This window comes from Paraburkholderia sp. J67 (genome assembly GCF_905220265.1).
Lineage (GTDB): Bacteria > Pseudomonadota > Gammaproteobacteria > Burkholderiales > Burkholderiaceae > Paraburkholderia.
Map to the genome: position 1 here is coordinate 1 of NZ_CAJMZK010000002.1, position 13,781 is coordinate 13,781.

The following is a 13,781-nucleotide window of genomic DNA, read 5'->3' on the forward strand; positions in this document are numbered from 1 at the left end:
AACATCAACAACGGCACGATCGGTCTGGTGCAGCAAGCCACCCCGACGAGCACGGTGACGGTGGCGGCAGGATCGGGCGGTACGATCGTGGACTTCACGAACAACACGGGCACGGCGCGTACGTTGACGGGTGTCGCAAACGGTGCGGTGAACGCGTCGAGCGTGGAAGCGGTGAACGGCTCGCAGCTGTACAACCTGGCCAACTCGACGGCAAACGCGATGGGCGGCGGTTCGACGGTGAATGCTGACGGTTCGATCTCGAACCCGACGTACGTTGTTAACGGTAAGACGTTCAACAACACCGGTGATGCGCTCACGAACATCGCAGGCGACATCACGAACATCAACGGCCAGCTGGCCAATGCAGTCTCGTACGATTCGTCGGCACATGACTCGATCACGCTGGGCGGCTCGGGCTCGACCACGGCTGTCGCGATCCACAACGTTGCGGCCGGCACGGCCGACTCGGATGCGGTGAACGTTGGGCAGATGAACGCAGCAATCGCGGATGTCACCAACATCGCCCAGAACGCGGTTGACCCGATGTTCACGGCGCAAGGCGACCGCAATACCGAGGCAGCTAGCGCAACGGGGCAGCACGCTACGGCGGGCGGCGCCAACGCAAACGCGAGCGGCAATCTGGCAACGGCGATCGGCGCGAGCTCGGTGGCGAGCGGCAACAACGCTTCGGCATTCGGTGCGAACTCGAATGCGACCGGCGAAAGCTCGACCGCGATGGGGCTGAACTCCAACTCGACCGGCAATCGTGCAGTGGCAATCGGTGCGAACTCGACGGCCTCGGCAGACAACTCGGTGGCGTTGGGCGCAGGCTCGGTGGCGGATCGTGTCAACACGGTGTCGGTGGGTTCGGCGGGCAGTGAACGTCAGATCACCAATGTCGCGGCGGGCACGCAAGGCACCGATGCGGTCAACCTCGACCAGATGAACTCGGCGGTCAACAACGCAGCGGGTAACGCCGTTCAGCAGGCTACGCAGCAGTCCAACGCCTACACGAACCAGCAGATCGGCGTTGTTCGTAACCAGATGAACGCGTTGGGCGCAACGGCGATGGCTTCTTCTTCGCTGATCCCGAACGCACGTGCGGAAGGCAACTTCCAGATGGCCGTCGCGGCCGGTACGTACGGCGGCCAAAGCGCTCTGGCACTTGGTGCGAACTGGTACGTGTCGGATCGCGTGCTGCTGAATGCTCACGTGGCCCGCTCGACCGGTAGCGGTGGCAGCACCGGTGCATCGGTTGGCGCGACGATCGGTTTCTGATCGACGTGACTCAAGCCCGCCGCGGGCAACCGCGGCGGGCACGGAGAACTACATGAAAAAAACATTGCTATGCGCCGCGCTCGTTGCGGCGCTCGCGAGTGCGTGTTCGACGCCTGCTCCGCAGAGCGATGTGCAGGCACTGCGCACGGCCGCGCAACACGTCGCGGATCCGTACCAGCGGGGTCTGGCCGAAGGTTGGCTCGACATCGCCGTGCGTCAGGACAGTCACGTGGCGCTTGCCTCGAACGTGTTCAACGATGCGGGTACGAAGGCCTATAACAACGCGCGGCATTTCGTGGACGGCAGCGTGCCGTTCCAGCCGATTTACCATGCGAAGTATGTACCGACGCGCGATAACTGGCGTGCGGCGCTGCTGGAGATCGAAACCGTCAATCAACGCGCTACGGTTTCACCGTGTCGCGGCGAGGACGCGGGGCGTCTGGCGGCGCTGACCGACGAAGCCTGGAAGGAACAGGAAGAAACGGTCGGCACGCGCTGGGTACACGGCTGGGATGCGATCGCGAATGCGCAGAAGCTTGCGCAACAGGTCAACGCAGAGCTTGCGCGCTGTGTGCCGCCGCCGGTCGCGCCGCCGCCTGTGCAGAAGGGCGAACCGCCTCTCGCGCTGTCTGCCGATGCGGTATTCAACTTCGACAGTGCCGTGGTGACTGCGCAAGGCGTGCGTCAGCTCGATCTGCTCGCGCAGGCGATCACGGAATCGAAGCGAAACGTTCAGGTGCTGGGAATCACCGGCTACACGGACCGTTTTGGTTCTGACGCGCACAACTTCGACCTCTCGAAGCGGCGTGCGCAAGCGGTTGCACAGGGGCTCAAGCAGCGTGGCGTAGTGGCTGGTCGAGTCGATCTGAAGGGCATGGGGGCCGCTAATCCGGTCAAATCCTGTCCGGGTAGCCGGCCGACCGCCGATGTCGTCGCGTGCCTCGCGCCGAACCGGCGCGTGGAGATCACCACGAAATAGTGCAGTAAGTTAGAACGCGCTGAAGGGAGCGTGCAAGAGGCCGCGAGTCGAGCGGCCATCATGGCGAGGTTTGGGCGGCGTGTCTTACAGGCACGCCGTTTTTTTGCCTCGTCAACGAGCACTTAGGGTACTTCTGCGCAGGCACGCTGTTGAGTATGCGCGTGACGGTCTGCTTGCTGGCAAAGCGCACGCAATCAAAGCGCTGGCAATCGACGATGTCCGCGTGCATTCGGCGTATTCGTCGACGCCTGGTGGCGAGTGAGCCTTTTACAGGCTCGCGTTACGATTTCCTGATACGACGGGAAAATCGATGCAGCCAGCGGCAAATACCGGCTGGCGAACGATTTGTCCGATCTCAGAGCAGACAGGCCGGACTGCTCGCGTTGTTTGAGCAAGCCTGCGCCCAGCACTTAAGTTGTTCCCGGTTCCGGGTCAGATCGCTGTCGATCTGTTGCTTGACCGATGCGGAAATGTGGCTTGAGTTGATGACGGCCAACCGGTTGTTCTCGATAGATTCTTCAGCTTGAGCATAGCTACCGTACCTGCGGGCTTGTTCCACGAGCGGGATCGGTGTCCGCTCGATAATTTCCTGTCCGTCGTCGCTGATTTTTCCTTGAGTGCCGTACGACTCACATGCCATCGCGCTCGATACGCAGATTGCGAGCAAGACGGCGAGAAGAGGTTTTTTCACGATTGCTGCCTAAAAATAGATTGAATTTGAGAGGCGCGCGATGTCGCCGGCCATGTTGCATGGCCGACCTTCACTACGGGTTGATGTATTAACCGCATACCCAATCCGTGTTTGGGATTTCATTCGACGTGTCGTCGAATGGCGTCACTGCACGGGCATCAATCGAGGGTAATGATTCGCGACGGCGGCCCAAATAGAATTTCTTCGAAAGGTCGGCGCTGAATTCGGCAGTGTCGGTCCGGGCGCGCGCCAGGATTAGTGTTCGCCGCGTTCCAGCCGGCTAGCCATCTCGGCAATGACGGGTTCCCAATTATCGAGTTCGGTCTGACGAATCAGGCGCATTGAAGGGTAGAGGGATGTAGCCGTCTGGCCGGTTGTTCCCCATCGCCAATCCGCGATGCGCGAGAGCATGGTCCATACCGGAACGTCCAGCGCGCCCGCCAGGTGAGCGGGTGCCGAACAGATGGAGATCACCTTGTCCAGTTGCACCATGATCGCAGCGAGATCGGCGCAGCTGTGAATGACAGGTGAGAGATCGAGGATGCGATGACGGCTGAGTATTGCTTGCTCAGCCGGCGTGTAGCCGCCGAACTGCAAGGAATAGAACTGCACGTCGTCGTTGACAAGGAGTGGCTTGAGCGTGCCCAGCTCCGTTGATCGAAACGGTTCCAGGCGGCAATTGGGCCAAGTTGCGTTCGTGCTGCGCCACACAAGGCCTATTTTTCGCTTTCCAGATACCGCAGGCAACTGGGTCGCCCCGGAGTGCGGCTTGATCGGCTTGAGATAGCCTCCTTGTGAAGGGGTATTCCGATAACGCAGCGCCAGTATGTTGCCGAGCGCCACGAAATCATGGCGGGCAAGATCGCCGATTGTCGCGTGAGCCACGTTGACGGGAAGCCGGCTGTTGAGAATCAGCTCGCGCGTTGCTTCGCGCGGGTTGATGAAAACCGCACTCGCGCCTTCTGCAATGAGATGTTCGATATGGCGATACTGCTGAAGCGTGTCGCCGATCCCCCCGATAGGCATCACGAACACACTCTTGCCCGCTACGGACTGACCGTCTTCCAGTAGCTTTTCCCTGATCCTGAGATTGATTTCCTCGGGCACATTGGCCGGGTCGGGCGCGGGAAGCCGAAAGTGCTGCCTGCCATAGAGCTGCTTCTCAAGCGCCACGCCTTCCTCGACTTTGCCGAGGCTGTATTTCACTGCCACCAGCTCGTTGCCCACGACAAACGCGGAGTGATGCGTGCCTGGCAAGTGTCGCAACGCGATGTTCAGCGAGGACTCGGCTTCGTTGAACAAGCCGAGGCGCGACTGGCAGTAACCGAGCTTGACGAAGTCGCTGACTGTGGATGGCTGACTCGCCAGTTGACGAGTGAGTTCCAATGCCTGTGCGATCTCCTTGCTGTTGCACAGCGCATGAACCTGATCGCAGGACGCGTCGAAATTGCGCATTGTCGTCTCGATGAAGAAAATCCTTAACAAGCAGACTGATAGGTGAAGACCTTTGCAATCGTCATTTGTCGATCGCTAGTCTGAGGCAGAGCTTTTCGGAGTATTGAATATTAATTCTGCAAATTCAACGCAACTGCGAAGATCCGATGCCCCATCAGCAAGAGACCGAACATCAGGCGAAAGCCGCAGCAGTTGCCTGCGGCTTTTCGAGGTGCTCGGCGTTGCTCAACCTTTCTTCACGATCGCGGATTCCCCAACCGCTCGATGATCGCGCGATGAAGTGGAAACTTCTCCGCCAGCTTTTCGGCATCCGCGATCTCGAACTCACTGAATTCGAAACCCGGCGCGACCGTGCAGCCGACTAGCGCATACGTGGACGGATCGCAGCAGCGCGCCGCGAACCAGTGGCCCGCAGGCACCACCGCCTGAAACACAGTGTCGGGATGGTCGAGCGCATGGCCGAGCTTGCACGTGGAGAGCACGCCGCGCTCGTCGATCGAGTGGATCTCGATGGGCGAGCCCGCGTAGAAGTGCCAGAGCTCGTCGGAGCGGATGCGGTGCCAGGCGGAATACGCGCCGTCGGCGAGCAGAAAGTAGATGGCGGTCGAGGCGGTGCGTGTGCCGTCGGTGTCGGGGGCGCCGTCGCGGCGCACGAGCTGGTCGGCCCGGTAGGTTTCGCGGTAGTAGCCGCCTTCGGGATGCGGTTCGAGCCCGAAGCGGCGGATCAATGCTTCGACTTCGGCATTCGCGCTTGTCATGGCGTGCGCCTTCGTGGTGAGCCTGGTATTAGCCGTTAGCGTTCCTGTTCGTCGATCAAGGCGATCAGCCCGCGCAACGCGTGCGCGGCGGCCTGCACGCGGATCTGTTCGCGGTCGCCCTTGAACACCAGCGTTTCCACGCTCGTGTGCAGCCGGTTGCTCCAGCCGAACGACACCATGCCGACCGGTTTTTCCGGCGTGCCGCCGCCAGGACCCGCGATGCCGGTAATGGCGAGCGAAACTTGCGCGCGGCTGTTGCGTAGCGCGCCTTCGGCCATCGCGCGCGCGACCGGTTCGCTCACGGCGCCGTGCTTCTCGATCATCTCGGCGGGCACGCCGATCATCTCGGTTTTCGCCTGGTTCGAATAGGTGACGAAGCCGCGCTCGAACCAGCCGCTGCTGCCGGAAATATCGGTGACGGCGGTGGCGACCATGCCGCCGGTGCAGGACTCGGCGGTGGCGAGCGTGAGGCGCGCGTCGCGCAGCTTGTTGCCCGCGCGGATGGCGAGTTGATGGACGACGGAATCGGTGGACATGGCGCGGGTTCCGGAGGCGGGGCGTGTTGAGTGTGAGTGGGCGAACCGTCTCTTAAACGGACATGCGCCAGAGCGCGATGACGAGCAGGGTGAAAAACGCGGCGACCATATCGTCGAGCATGATGCCCAGACCGCCCTTGAAGCGCCGGTCGAAATAGCGGATGGGCGGCGGCTTCACCATGTCGAAGAAGCGGAAGATCACGAAGGCCCAGAGCCGGCCCACGAAATCGACCGGCGTGATCATCAGCAGCACGAGCCAGAACGCGACGATCTCGTCCCACACGATGGCCGATGGATCTTCCATGCGCATCTTCTTCGCCGTAAAGGCCGTGATCCAGATGCCCGCAAAGAAGCCCCCGATGATCAGCAACCCCCAGGCGGTGACCGTCAGGTAGCGGTTGAGCACTTCGTACGCCGCCCACGCGAAGAGCGTGCCGGCGGTGCCGGGCGCGAGGCGCGAGAGTCCCGAACCAAAGCCGAGCGAGATGAAGTGAAGCGGATGCGAGAGCATGAAGGACGGGTCGGCGCGGCGCGGGCCGCGCCGCTCGGATTCCGGCCGCCCGGCCGTCGCGAGTTCGTCGGCGGGCGAGGGCGTGGGATCAGTCTGCATGGAAGTGATCGAAACCTTGCAACGTCAGGTTGAGCGGCGTGCCCGCGGCGTCGTGCCAGGCGATCGCGGGTGCGGCGCCGGGCGATGTCAGGGCAGTTATTTTACCGATGCGTGTGACACGCACACCCGCCTGTTGCGCAGCCGCCTCAACGGCTTCTCGCTGGGCCGGTGCGGCCGTGAAGCACAGCTCGTAGTCGTCGCCGCCTGCAAGCGCGCATTGCAGTTGCACTTCGCGAGGCAGGCGGGCGAGCGCGGGTGAGACCGGCAGGGCGTCCACGTCGATCGCCGCGGCGAGGTTCGAACGTTCCAGAATGTGGCGCAGGTCGCCGGCGAGGCCGTCGGAAATGTCGAGCGCCGCGCGCGCGACGCCGCGCAGCGCCAGCCCGAGCGCCACGCGCGGCTCGGGGTATTCGAGCGCGCGGCGAAACTGCGTGGCGTCCGCCTCGCTCACCTGCCATTCGCCGCGCAGCACGCCAAGGCCCGCGCGTGCGTCGCCGGGCGTGCCGGAGACCCAGATGTCGTCGCCGGGCTGGGCGGCATCGCGTCGAAGTGCGACATCCTGCCGCACCGAGCCGAAGACGGTCAGGCAGAGGTTGAGCGGGCCTGCCGTGGTGTCGCCGCCGATCAGTTCGCAGTCGAAGCGGTCGGCCAGCTCGAACATGCCTGCGCTGAACGCCGCGAGCCAGTCTTCCGTCGGCCGGGGCAAAGCGAACGCGAGCGTGAAGCCCAGTGGCGCGGCGCCCATCGCGGCAAGATCCGACAGATTGACGGCGAGCGCCTTGTGACCGAGTGCGTGAGGATCGATATCCGGGAAGAAGTGGCGGCCTTCCACCAGCATGTCCGTGGAGATGGCCAGCACCTCGCCGGCGGCGGGCGCGAGCAGCGCGCAGTCGTCGCCGATGCCGAGCGCGGCGCGGCGCGTGTTCGTTCGGGCGCGTTGCGCGAAGTATCGATCGATCAGGGAGAACTCGGAAAGCATGACGAAAGGTCGGTGACGGTGGATTCGGGTGCTGCGGTTCGTGTCGTGCCGGCGCGATGTTCCCCGCAATCCGGTCGCGGCACTTGCACCCGAACTGAAAGGAATACGGCTGGGGAATGGCGCTACAATCGGCAAACCCGCGGGCGCCAAGGCGTTCGAACTTGTCATTCTAATCCGCACTCACGACCTGCCTCCCATGTCGAATTCCTCGAATTCCGCTACGAACAAGCTGCGCGAAGCCGCCCTCGACTATCACGAGTTCCCCACGCCCGGGAAGATCGCGATCGCGCCGACCAAGCAGATGATCAACCAGCGCGACCTGTCGCTCGCGTACTCGCCGGGCGTTGCGTTCGCCTGCGAGGCGATCGTCGAGAATCCGCTGAACGCCGCGCGCTTCACGGCGCGCAGCAATCTCGTCGGTGTCGTCTCGAACGGCACGGCGGTGCTGGGCCTCGGCAACATCGGCCCGCTCGCCTCGAAGCCGGTCATGGAAGGCAAGGCGGTGCTGTTCAAGAAGTTCGCCGGCATCGACGTGTTCGATATCGAGCTGAACGAGACGGACCCGCACAAGCTCGTGGACGTGATCGCGGCGCTCGAACCCACCTTCGGCGGCATCAACCTGGAAGACATCAAGGCGCCCGAGTGCTTCATCGTCGAACGTGAAGCGCGCAAGCGCATGAAGATTCCGGTCTTCCACGACGACCAGCACGGCACGGCCATCGTCGTGGCGGCGGCATTTTCCAACGGCCTGAAGGTCGTCGGCAAGGACATCAAGGAAGTGAAGCTGGTGGCGTCGGGCGCGGGTGCGGCGGCGCTGGCGTGTCTGGACCTGCTGGTGGATCTGGGCCTGCCGCTCGAAAACATCTATGTGACGGACCTCGCGGGCGTAGTCTACAAGGGCCGCACCGAGTTGATGGACCCGGACAAGGAGCGTTTCGCCCGCGAAACCGACGCGCGCACGCTCGCCGAAGTGATCGAAGGCGCCGACATTTTCCTGGGCCTTTCCGCGGGCGGCGTGCTCAAGCAGGACATGGTCAAGCAGATGGCGCCGAAGCCGCTGATCCTCGCGCTCGCCAACCCGACGCCGGAAATCCTGCCGGAACTCGCGCTGGAAGTGCGTCCGGACGCGGTGCTGGCCACCGGCCGCACGGACTATCCGAACCAGGTCAACAACGTCCTGTGCTTCCCGTTCATCTTCCGCGGCGCGCTCGACGTGGGCGCCACCACGATCACGCGCGAAATGGAAATCGCTGCTGTGAACGCGATCGCGGAGCTGGCGCGTCAGGAGCAGAGCGATGTCGTGGCCACGGCCTACGGCATCCAGGATCTGCAATTCGGCCCGGAATACCTGATTCCGAAGCCCTTCGACCCGCGCCTGATCGTCAAGATCGCGCCGGCCGTCGCCAAGGCGGCGATGGATGCGGGCGTCGCTACGCGTCCGATCGAAGACATGGACGCCTACGAGCAGCATCTCCAGCAGTTCGTCTACCACAGCGGCACGACCATGAAGCCGATCTTCCAGCTCGCGCGCGCCGTGGAGCCGGAGAAGAAGCGCATCGTGTTCGCCGAGGGTGAGGAAGAGCGCATCCTGCGCGCGGTGCAGATCGTCGTCGACGAGAAGCTGGCCAAGCCGATCCTGATCGGCCGCCCGGCCGTGATCGAGGAGCGCATGGCGCGCTACGGCCTGCGTCTGGTCGCGGGCCAGGATTACTCGGTCGTCAACACCGACCACGATGAGCGCTATCGCGACTTCTGGAAGAGCTACGCGAAGCTGATGGCGCGCAAGGGCATCACGGCGCAAATGGCGAAGCTCGAAATGCGCCGCCGCACCACGCTGATCGGCGCGATGCTGGTGGAGCGCGGCGAGGCCGATGGCATGATCTGCGGCACGGTCAGCACGACGCATCGCCATCTGCACTTCATCGACCAGGTGATCGGCAAGAAGGAAGGGCGCAACGTCTACGCGGCGATGAACGCGCTGGTACTGCCGAACCGTCAGATTTTCATCGTCGATACGCACGTGAACGTCGATCCGACGCCCGAGCAACTCGCCGAAATCACGATCATGGCCGCCGAGGAAGTGCGCCGCTTCGGCATCGAGCCGAAGATCGCGCTGTGCTCGCATTCGAACTTCGGTTCGAGCAATGCGCCGTCGGCGCAGAAGATGCGCGATCTGCTGGAGATTCTCCAGGAGCGCGCACCGGACCTGCAGGTCGATGGCGAAATGCACGGCGACGTTGCGCTCGATCCGAATCTGCGCCGCGAGATCCTGCCGGAATCGACGCTGGAAGGCGAAGCGAACCTGCTCGTGATGCCGAATATCGACGCCGCGAATATTTCGTACAACCTGCTGAAGACCGCGGCGGGCAACAACATCGCCATCGGGCCGATCCTGCTCGGCGCGGCCAAGCCGGTGCATGTGCTGACGGCATCGGCGACGGTGCGCCGTATCGTCAACATGACGGCGCTGCTGGTCGCGGATGTGAACGCAACGCGTTAAGTACGTCAAGGCGCTGCGCGGCGTCTGAAGGACGTCTTTCAGGATGATTCAACGCTCGTACCGGCGGCATCGTTTGCTCAGCCGCCGGTCTCTCTCCCAACCCGCCAATGGCTAGCCTGAACGTGGTCGGCGGGTGTCTTCGAGGCGCGCTTTTCAGCCGTTTCTGTCGTTGTAAAAATTACCGGATTGCGGCTTGTTCGCGATCAATCCCCCTTTGCCCCTGCCTGGCCAAGATTGCTTCCGGGGACTATTAGCGATACCCTTACACCTTTCATGGTCGTCGAACGCGTGATCCGGTAACCGGGAATCCGTAGATGGTACAGATAGGACTGCCTGACGAAACGATCACGGAAGCGACGGGCGAGCCGGCCGCGCGGGCGGGGTATGCATCCTGCTGTACACCACTCGTAAGGTCTTGTTCCGGCAGTCTTTCTCGCCAGCGGTCCAAACGTATCCGGCAGCGTCTACGTTACTTCGCATCGGGCGTTTTTCTCGCGGCGGCACTCGCGGTTTCGCCATTCGGCGTGGCGCGCACGCATGCGCCAGACGATGACGCAGCGTCGCTGGGAACCGTGAACGTGGGCGAATTGCCGCGCGAAGCGGTTGATACGCTCGGTCTGATCGGCGAAGGCGGACCTTACCCGTTTGAGAAAGATGGCGTCGTGTTCGGCAATTATGAGCGGCAGTTGCCCAAACATCGGCGTGGCTACTATCACGAGTACACGGTGCCGACGCCCGCGGCGCGCAATCGGGGCGCCCGGCGCATCGTCTGCGGCGGACCGCTCAGGCGTACCGATAATTGCTATTACACCGACGACCACTACGCCAGTTTCAGGCGAATTGTTGAATGACACCGGGAAGAGCGGCATGAGCGATAACACTTACGCGCACGACCCCCAGGTCGCGAGCGATCTGTTCGCGTCCGGCGAGGGCAACCTGTTCCAGCGCGTCATGCAGATGAAGCATGATGATCAGCAGCGCGAAGCTGCGCGCGCGGACGAGGCGCATTCATCGAACGAGGAGGCCATGAGCCTTTTTTCGACCGTCAGGCCGAATATCGTCCAGTCGATCCGCGCGTTCCGCGTCCAGGATCTCGCCGACGAGGCGCAGCGGCTGGAGGAGCACTTTCTCTATGCCTGGTGCGCGAATGCGCAGACCAAGCAGGAGGTGCTCGAAACCATCGCGACATCGTTTCTGTTTCCGAAGCATTTCGGCAAGAACTACGATGGTTTGTACGACTGCCTGACCGATCTGGTGCAGAAGGCCGGCGAGCAACCCGGCTTCGTGGTTGTGCTCGAAGGTCTGCCGATCGCACAGAAGTTCGACAAGGACGGCCGTGAGACGCTGCTCGATGTGTTCCGCGAAGCTTCGGAGTACTGGGCCGAGCGCAAGGTGCCGTTCCGGGTCTTTTATTCGTTCGCCTGAGCGGTTCGGCGCGCGGTAGTCAGAGCAAGTCCGATAGCGTCGCATTCGTGCGACAGAAATACGCAGGCCCGCCGGTTGTCACGACCGGCGGGCCTTGTCATTTTTACCCGTCGACAGCCTTCACGGTATGGTCCGGTGGATTACCAGCCGCCCCAGCGCGCGGCCAGCGCGGCCAGCACCGCGATGCCAGCCGTTTCGGTGCGCAGCACGCGCGGCCCGAGCCCCACAGCAATGAAACCGTGGTCGAGCGCGGCCGCTTCCTCAGGCGACGAAAAGCCGCCTTCAGGGCCGACCAGCACCGTAATTTCGCCAAGCGGCGGGGTCTGCGGCAAAGTCGAGAACGACACGTTTGCGCGCGGCGACAGCAGCACGCGCAACTCGCCGTCGCCGGGGATCTTGGGCAGCGAGCCAAGCCAGGTGCCGATTTCGCGTGTAGACGCGACTTCGGGCATGCGGTTGCGCCCGCACTGCTCGCATGAGGCCTGGACGATACGTTGCCAATGCGCCTGGCGGCGCACCGCGCGATCGCCTGAAAGCCGCACCACGCTGCGCGAGGTGGTGAGCGGGACGAAACTCGTCGCGCCCAGTTCGACGGCCTTTTCGATCAGCCAGTCCATCTTGTCGCTGCCGGCGATGCCCTGTGCGAGCGTGAGCCGGTAAGGCGGTTCGGTTTCGATGTCGCGGAAGGGGCCGACGCGCACCTGGGTGTCGCGGCGCTCCATCGAGATGATTTCGGCGCTGAATTCACCACCCATGCCGTTGAACAGCACAACGGTGTCGCCGGGCTGCAGGCGCAGCACCTGGACGTGTCGCGTGACTTCGTCGGGGAGGGTGAAGACGTCGCCGGACTGCAGGGAGTTGCCGACGAAAAAACGGGGCATAAGACAGGTTCTCATTGCTTCATGACAGATGGCGTGCAAGCGCCCAGCGGTAACCGTCGAGGTCTTCGACCTGAGCGAAACGGTCACCCCAGAACTGGTCCTGCGGCTCGCTCAACGATTTCGCGCCGGCGGCCAGCGCCCGCGCATATACCGCGTCGACATCGTCGACGTAAAGATAAAAGGACTGGGGGGCGATCGCGTCCGCGCTCTTCGGCGTGCGGGCCGTCGAACCGAAAGCGCCCTCCGGCGCGAACATCACGATCAACTGATCGTGATAGGTCATCTCCACGTGCATCACCGCACCGTCGTCCTCCAGACTGTCGCGCACCGCAAAGCCGAAGGCCGCCTCGAAAAAAGCGATCGCGGCGCGCGCATCGCGCACCGTGAGATACGGCGTCAGCCACGGCACGCCTGCGGGGCGGGGTGGAGTCATCGGGCTCTCCAGAGTCGGGTTACGGGAAGGATGGGGGACTCAGCAGATCCGGGTCGCCAGGCACGCAAAAAAATGTAACGAACCCGTGGATTCTGCAATGTTGCGCATCCTAAAGCTGTAGGAATTCACCTAATTTATCGCGGAACATTCGCGGCGCAGCGAGAAGTGTCGCATGCAGACGCGTGTCGTAAAAGCGCAGGCCTTCGAGCCGGCGTTCGCGCGCGCGAGCGGTCAGCACGGCTTCGGCCTGCGCGGCGGGGTCGAGCCGGTCGCTCGCCACGGCCATCAGCCAGAACGAGCCGTAGAGCGGCACCCACGCACCCATCGGACGCACGACGGCAAACGCGGCGCGCAAGCCGTCGAGCAGCGTGCCGACACGCGCCGGGTGATGCAGCGGCGAACCGAGGTGCAGCGAGACGAGGGCATCGGCGCTCATGACGCGCTTGAGCGCGGCGTAGAACTGCGGTGTGTACAGTCCGGCAGCAGGAGAGTCAGGCGGGGTCAGATCGAACACGACCAGATCGAACGGCGCTTTCTCCTGGCCCGTCTGCGCGCGTGCGACGAAATCCGCCGCGTCGCCGATCACCAGCTCCACGCGCGGATCGTCGAACGCGCCGCCGCGCACTTCCGGCAGGTAGTCGCCCGTCAGGCGCACGACGTCGGCGTCGAGTTCGGCCACGACGATGCGCTCGATGCCGGGATGACGCAGCAACTGGCGCGCCGCGCCGCCATCGCCGCCGCCCAGCACGAGCGCCGCGCGCGGCGCGGGGTGGGTGAGCGCGGCCACGTGCGTCATGCACTCGTGATAGATGAATTCGTCGCCCGCCGAGGTCATCGGACGGCCGTCCAGCGCGAACAGACAGCCGAGCTGCGGCGTATCCCAGATCTCGATGTGTTGCCACGCCGAATTGGCGCTGGCGAGCAGGCGCGCGCCCGGAAAGCCGTAGACGGCGTCGGCGCAAGGTTGGAAGAGAAGCGGGGCGGACACGATGGTTTCGGGCGTGGCTGTGGCGGGCGGCGCGCCGGGCACGGCGCTCGCAGGCGCGGCCAGGGGCGATTCACGCAGAAATCAGGGCAATAACCGCATTATACGGATGGCTCCCCGCGCGCCGCGGGCGCTTGCCCGCCATCGGCCTTTTCCCACGCGGGCCAGGCCCGCGAGCCAGGGAAAAGCCCCATCATCTGCTAGAATATCGCCCTTTGCAGCCCTGTCCGTTTGCTCTGGCCGTTTCGCGTCTTCCTGGCGCCGCATCGCG

Annotated in this window: 13 protein-coding genes and 1 pseudogene; 5 read left to right on the forward strand and 9 right to left on the reverse strand. The window is 63.5% G+C overall.

Features of this window, described 5'->3' with window-relative positions:
* Both U5782_RS04025 and U5782_RS04030 read left to right on the forward strand, forming a co-directional pair.
* A partial coding sequence (locus U5782_RS04025) for a YadA family autotransporter adhesin (protein WP_322042547.1) occupies positions 1-1,278 on the forward strand: 1,278 nt, incomplete at its 5' end.
* Positions 1,279-1,330: 52 nt separating this feature from the next.
* On the forward strand, positions 1,331-2,257 hold the full coding sequence (locus U5782_RS04030; protein ID WP_322042548.1) for an OmpA family protein: 927 nt from the start codon (positions 1,331-1,333) through the stop codon (positions 2,255-2,257).
* 355 nt (positions 2,258-2,612) lie between these two features.
* On the opposite strand, the gene U5782_RS04035 is transcribed toward U5782_RS04030, so the two are convergent.
* The 6 genes from U5782_RS04035 to thiL form a co-directional block, all read right to left on the reverse strand.
* Positions 2,613-2,948: a hypothetical protein gene (locus tag U5782_RS04035; protein ID WP_322042549.1), complete on the reverse strand. Its 336-nt coding sequence runs from the start codon at positions 2,946-2,948 to the stop codon at positions 2,613-2,615.
* Positions 2,949-3,203: 255 nt separating this feature from the next.
* The gene (locus U5782_RS04040; RefSeq protein WP_322042550.1) at positions 3,204-4,403 is read right to left on the reverse strand and encodes a hypothetical protein; all 1,200 of its coding nucleotides are present in this window, start codon (positions 4,401-4,403) and stop codon (positions 3,204-3,206) included.
* 236 nt (positions 4,404-4,639) lie between these two features.
* Positions 4,640-5,161 (reverse strand): cupin domain-containing protein, encoded by a 522-nt coding sequence (locus U5782_RS04045; protein ID WP_322042551.1) that lies wholly within the window; start codon positions 5,159-5,161, stop codon positions 4,640-4,642.
* A 35-nt stretch (positions 5,162-5,196) separates the two neighbouring features.
* Positions 5,197-5,697 (reverse strand): CinA family protein, encoded by a 501-nt coding sequence (locus tag U5782_RS04050; protein WP_322042552.1) that lies wholly within the window; start codon positions 5,695-5,697, stop codon positions 5,197-5,199.
* A gap of 52 nt (positions 5,698-5,749) precedes the next feature.
* Positions 5,750-6,307, reverse strand: coding sequence for a phosphatidylglycerophosphatase A (locus U5782_RS04055; RefSeq protein WP_322042553.1), 558 nt, complete (start codon positions 6,305-6,307; stop codon positions 5,750-5,752).
* Positions 6,297-7,286, reverse strand: a complete 990-nt coding sequence (gene thiL / locus U5782_RS04060) for a thiamine-phosphate kinase (protein WP_322042554.1) — start codon at positions 7,284-7,286, stop codon at positions 6,297-6,299. The genes U5782_RS04055 and thiL overlap by 11 nt, the downstream gene beginning before the upstream one ends.
* 196 nt (positions 7,287-7,482) lie before the next feature.
* Here thiL and U5782_RS04065 point away from each other — a divergent pair, with 196 nt between their 5' ends.
* The 3 genes and pseudogenes from U5782_RS04065 (at position 7,483) to U5782_RS04075 (ending at position 11,211) form a co-directional block, all read left to right on the forward strand.
* The gene (locus U5782_RS04065) at positions 7,483-9,786 is read left to right on the forward strand and encodes an NADP-dependent malic enzyme (protein WP_322042555.1); all 2,304 of its coding nucleotides are present in this window, start codon (positions 7,483-7,485) and stop codon (positions 9,784-9,786) included.
* Between the two features lie 581 nt (positions 9,787-10,367).
* Positions 10,368-10,637: pseudogene (locus U5782_RS04070) on the forward strand (ribonuclease); the annotation flags it as partial.
* A 16-nt stretch (positions 10,638-10,653) separates the two neighbouring features.
* Positions 10,654-11,211: a barstar family protein gene (locus tag U5782_RS04075; RefSeq protein WP_322042556.1), complete on the forward strand. Its 558-nt coding sequence runs from the start codon at positions 10,654-10,656 to the stop codon at positions 11,209-11,211.
* A 140-nt stretch (positions 11,212-11,351) separates the two neighbouring features.
* Here the strand turns inward: U5782_RS04075 and U5782_RS04080 are convergent, their stop codons facing one another.
* The 3 genes from U5782_RS04080 to speE form a co-directional block, all read right to left on the reverse strand.
* Entirely contained in the window at positions 11,352-12,092 is a 741-nt protein-coding gene (locus U5782_RS04080) for a 16S rRNA (uracil(1498)-N(3))-methyltransferase (RefSeq protein ID WP_322042557.1), read from the reverse strand.
* 19 nt (positions 12,093-12,111) lie between these two features.
* Positions 12,112-12,525: a VOC family protein gene (locus U5782_RS04085; protein WP_322042558.1), complete on the reverse strand. Its 414-nt coding sequence runs from the start codon at positions 12,523-12,525 to the stop codon at positions 12,112-12,114.
* A gap of 109 nt (positions 12,526-12,634) precedes the next feature.
* Positions 12,635-13,513 carry a polyamine aminopropyltransferase gene (speE, locus tag U5782_RS04090; protein ID WP_322042559.1) on the reverse strand — a complete coding sequence of 293 codons (879 nt, stop codon included), beginning with the start codon at positions 13,511-13,513 and terminating at the stop codon, positions 12,635-12,637.
* Positions 13,514-13,781: the final 268 nt, after the last annotated feature.

Coding starts and splice junctions, on each gene's coding strand:
- U5782_RS04030 (WP_322042548.1), top strand. CDS start 1,331: ATGAAAAAAACATTGCTATGCGCCGCGCTCGTTGCGGCGCTCGCGAGT.
- U5782_RS04040 (WP_322042550.1), bottom strand. CDS start 4,403: ATGCGCAATTTCGACGCGTCCTGCGATCAGGTTCATGCGCTGTGCAAC.
- U5782_RS04045 (WP_322042551.1), bottom strand. CDS start 5,161: ATGACAAGCGCGAATGCCGAAGTCGAAGCATTGATCCGCCGCTTCGGG.
- U5782_RS04050 (WP_322042552.1), bottom strand. CDS start 5,697: ATGTCCACCGATTCCGTCGTCCATCAACTCGCCATCCGCGCGGGCAAC.
- U5782_RS04055 (WP_322042553.1), bottom strand. CDS start 6,307: ATGCAGACTGATCCCACGCCCTCGCCCGCCGACGAACTCGCGACGGCC.
- thiL (WP_322042554.1), bottom strand. CDS start 7,286: ATGCTTTCCGAGTTCTCCCTGATCGATCGATACTTCGCGCAACGCGCC.
- U5782_RS04065 (WP_322042555.1), top strand. CDS start 7,483: ATGTCGAATTCCTCGAATTCCGCTACGAACAAGCTGCGCGAAGCCGCC.
- U5782_RS04075 (WP_322042556.1), top strand. CDS start 10,654: ATGAGCGATAACACTTACGCGCACGACCCCCAGGTCGCGAGCGATCTG.
- U5782_RS04080 (WP_322042557.1), bottom strand. CDS start 12,092: ATGCCCCGTTTTTTCGTCGGCAACTCCCTGCAGTCCGGCGACGTCTTC.
- U5782_RS04085 (WP_322042558.1), bottom strand. CDS start 12,525: ATGACTCCACCCCGCCCCGCAGGCGTGCCGTGGCTGACGCCGTATCTC.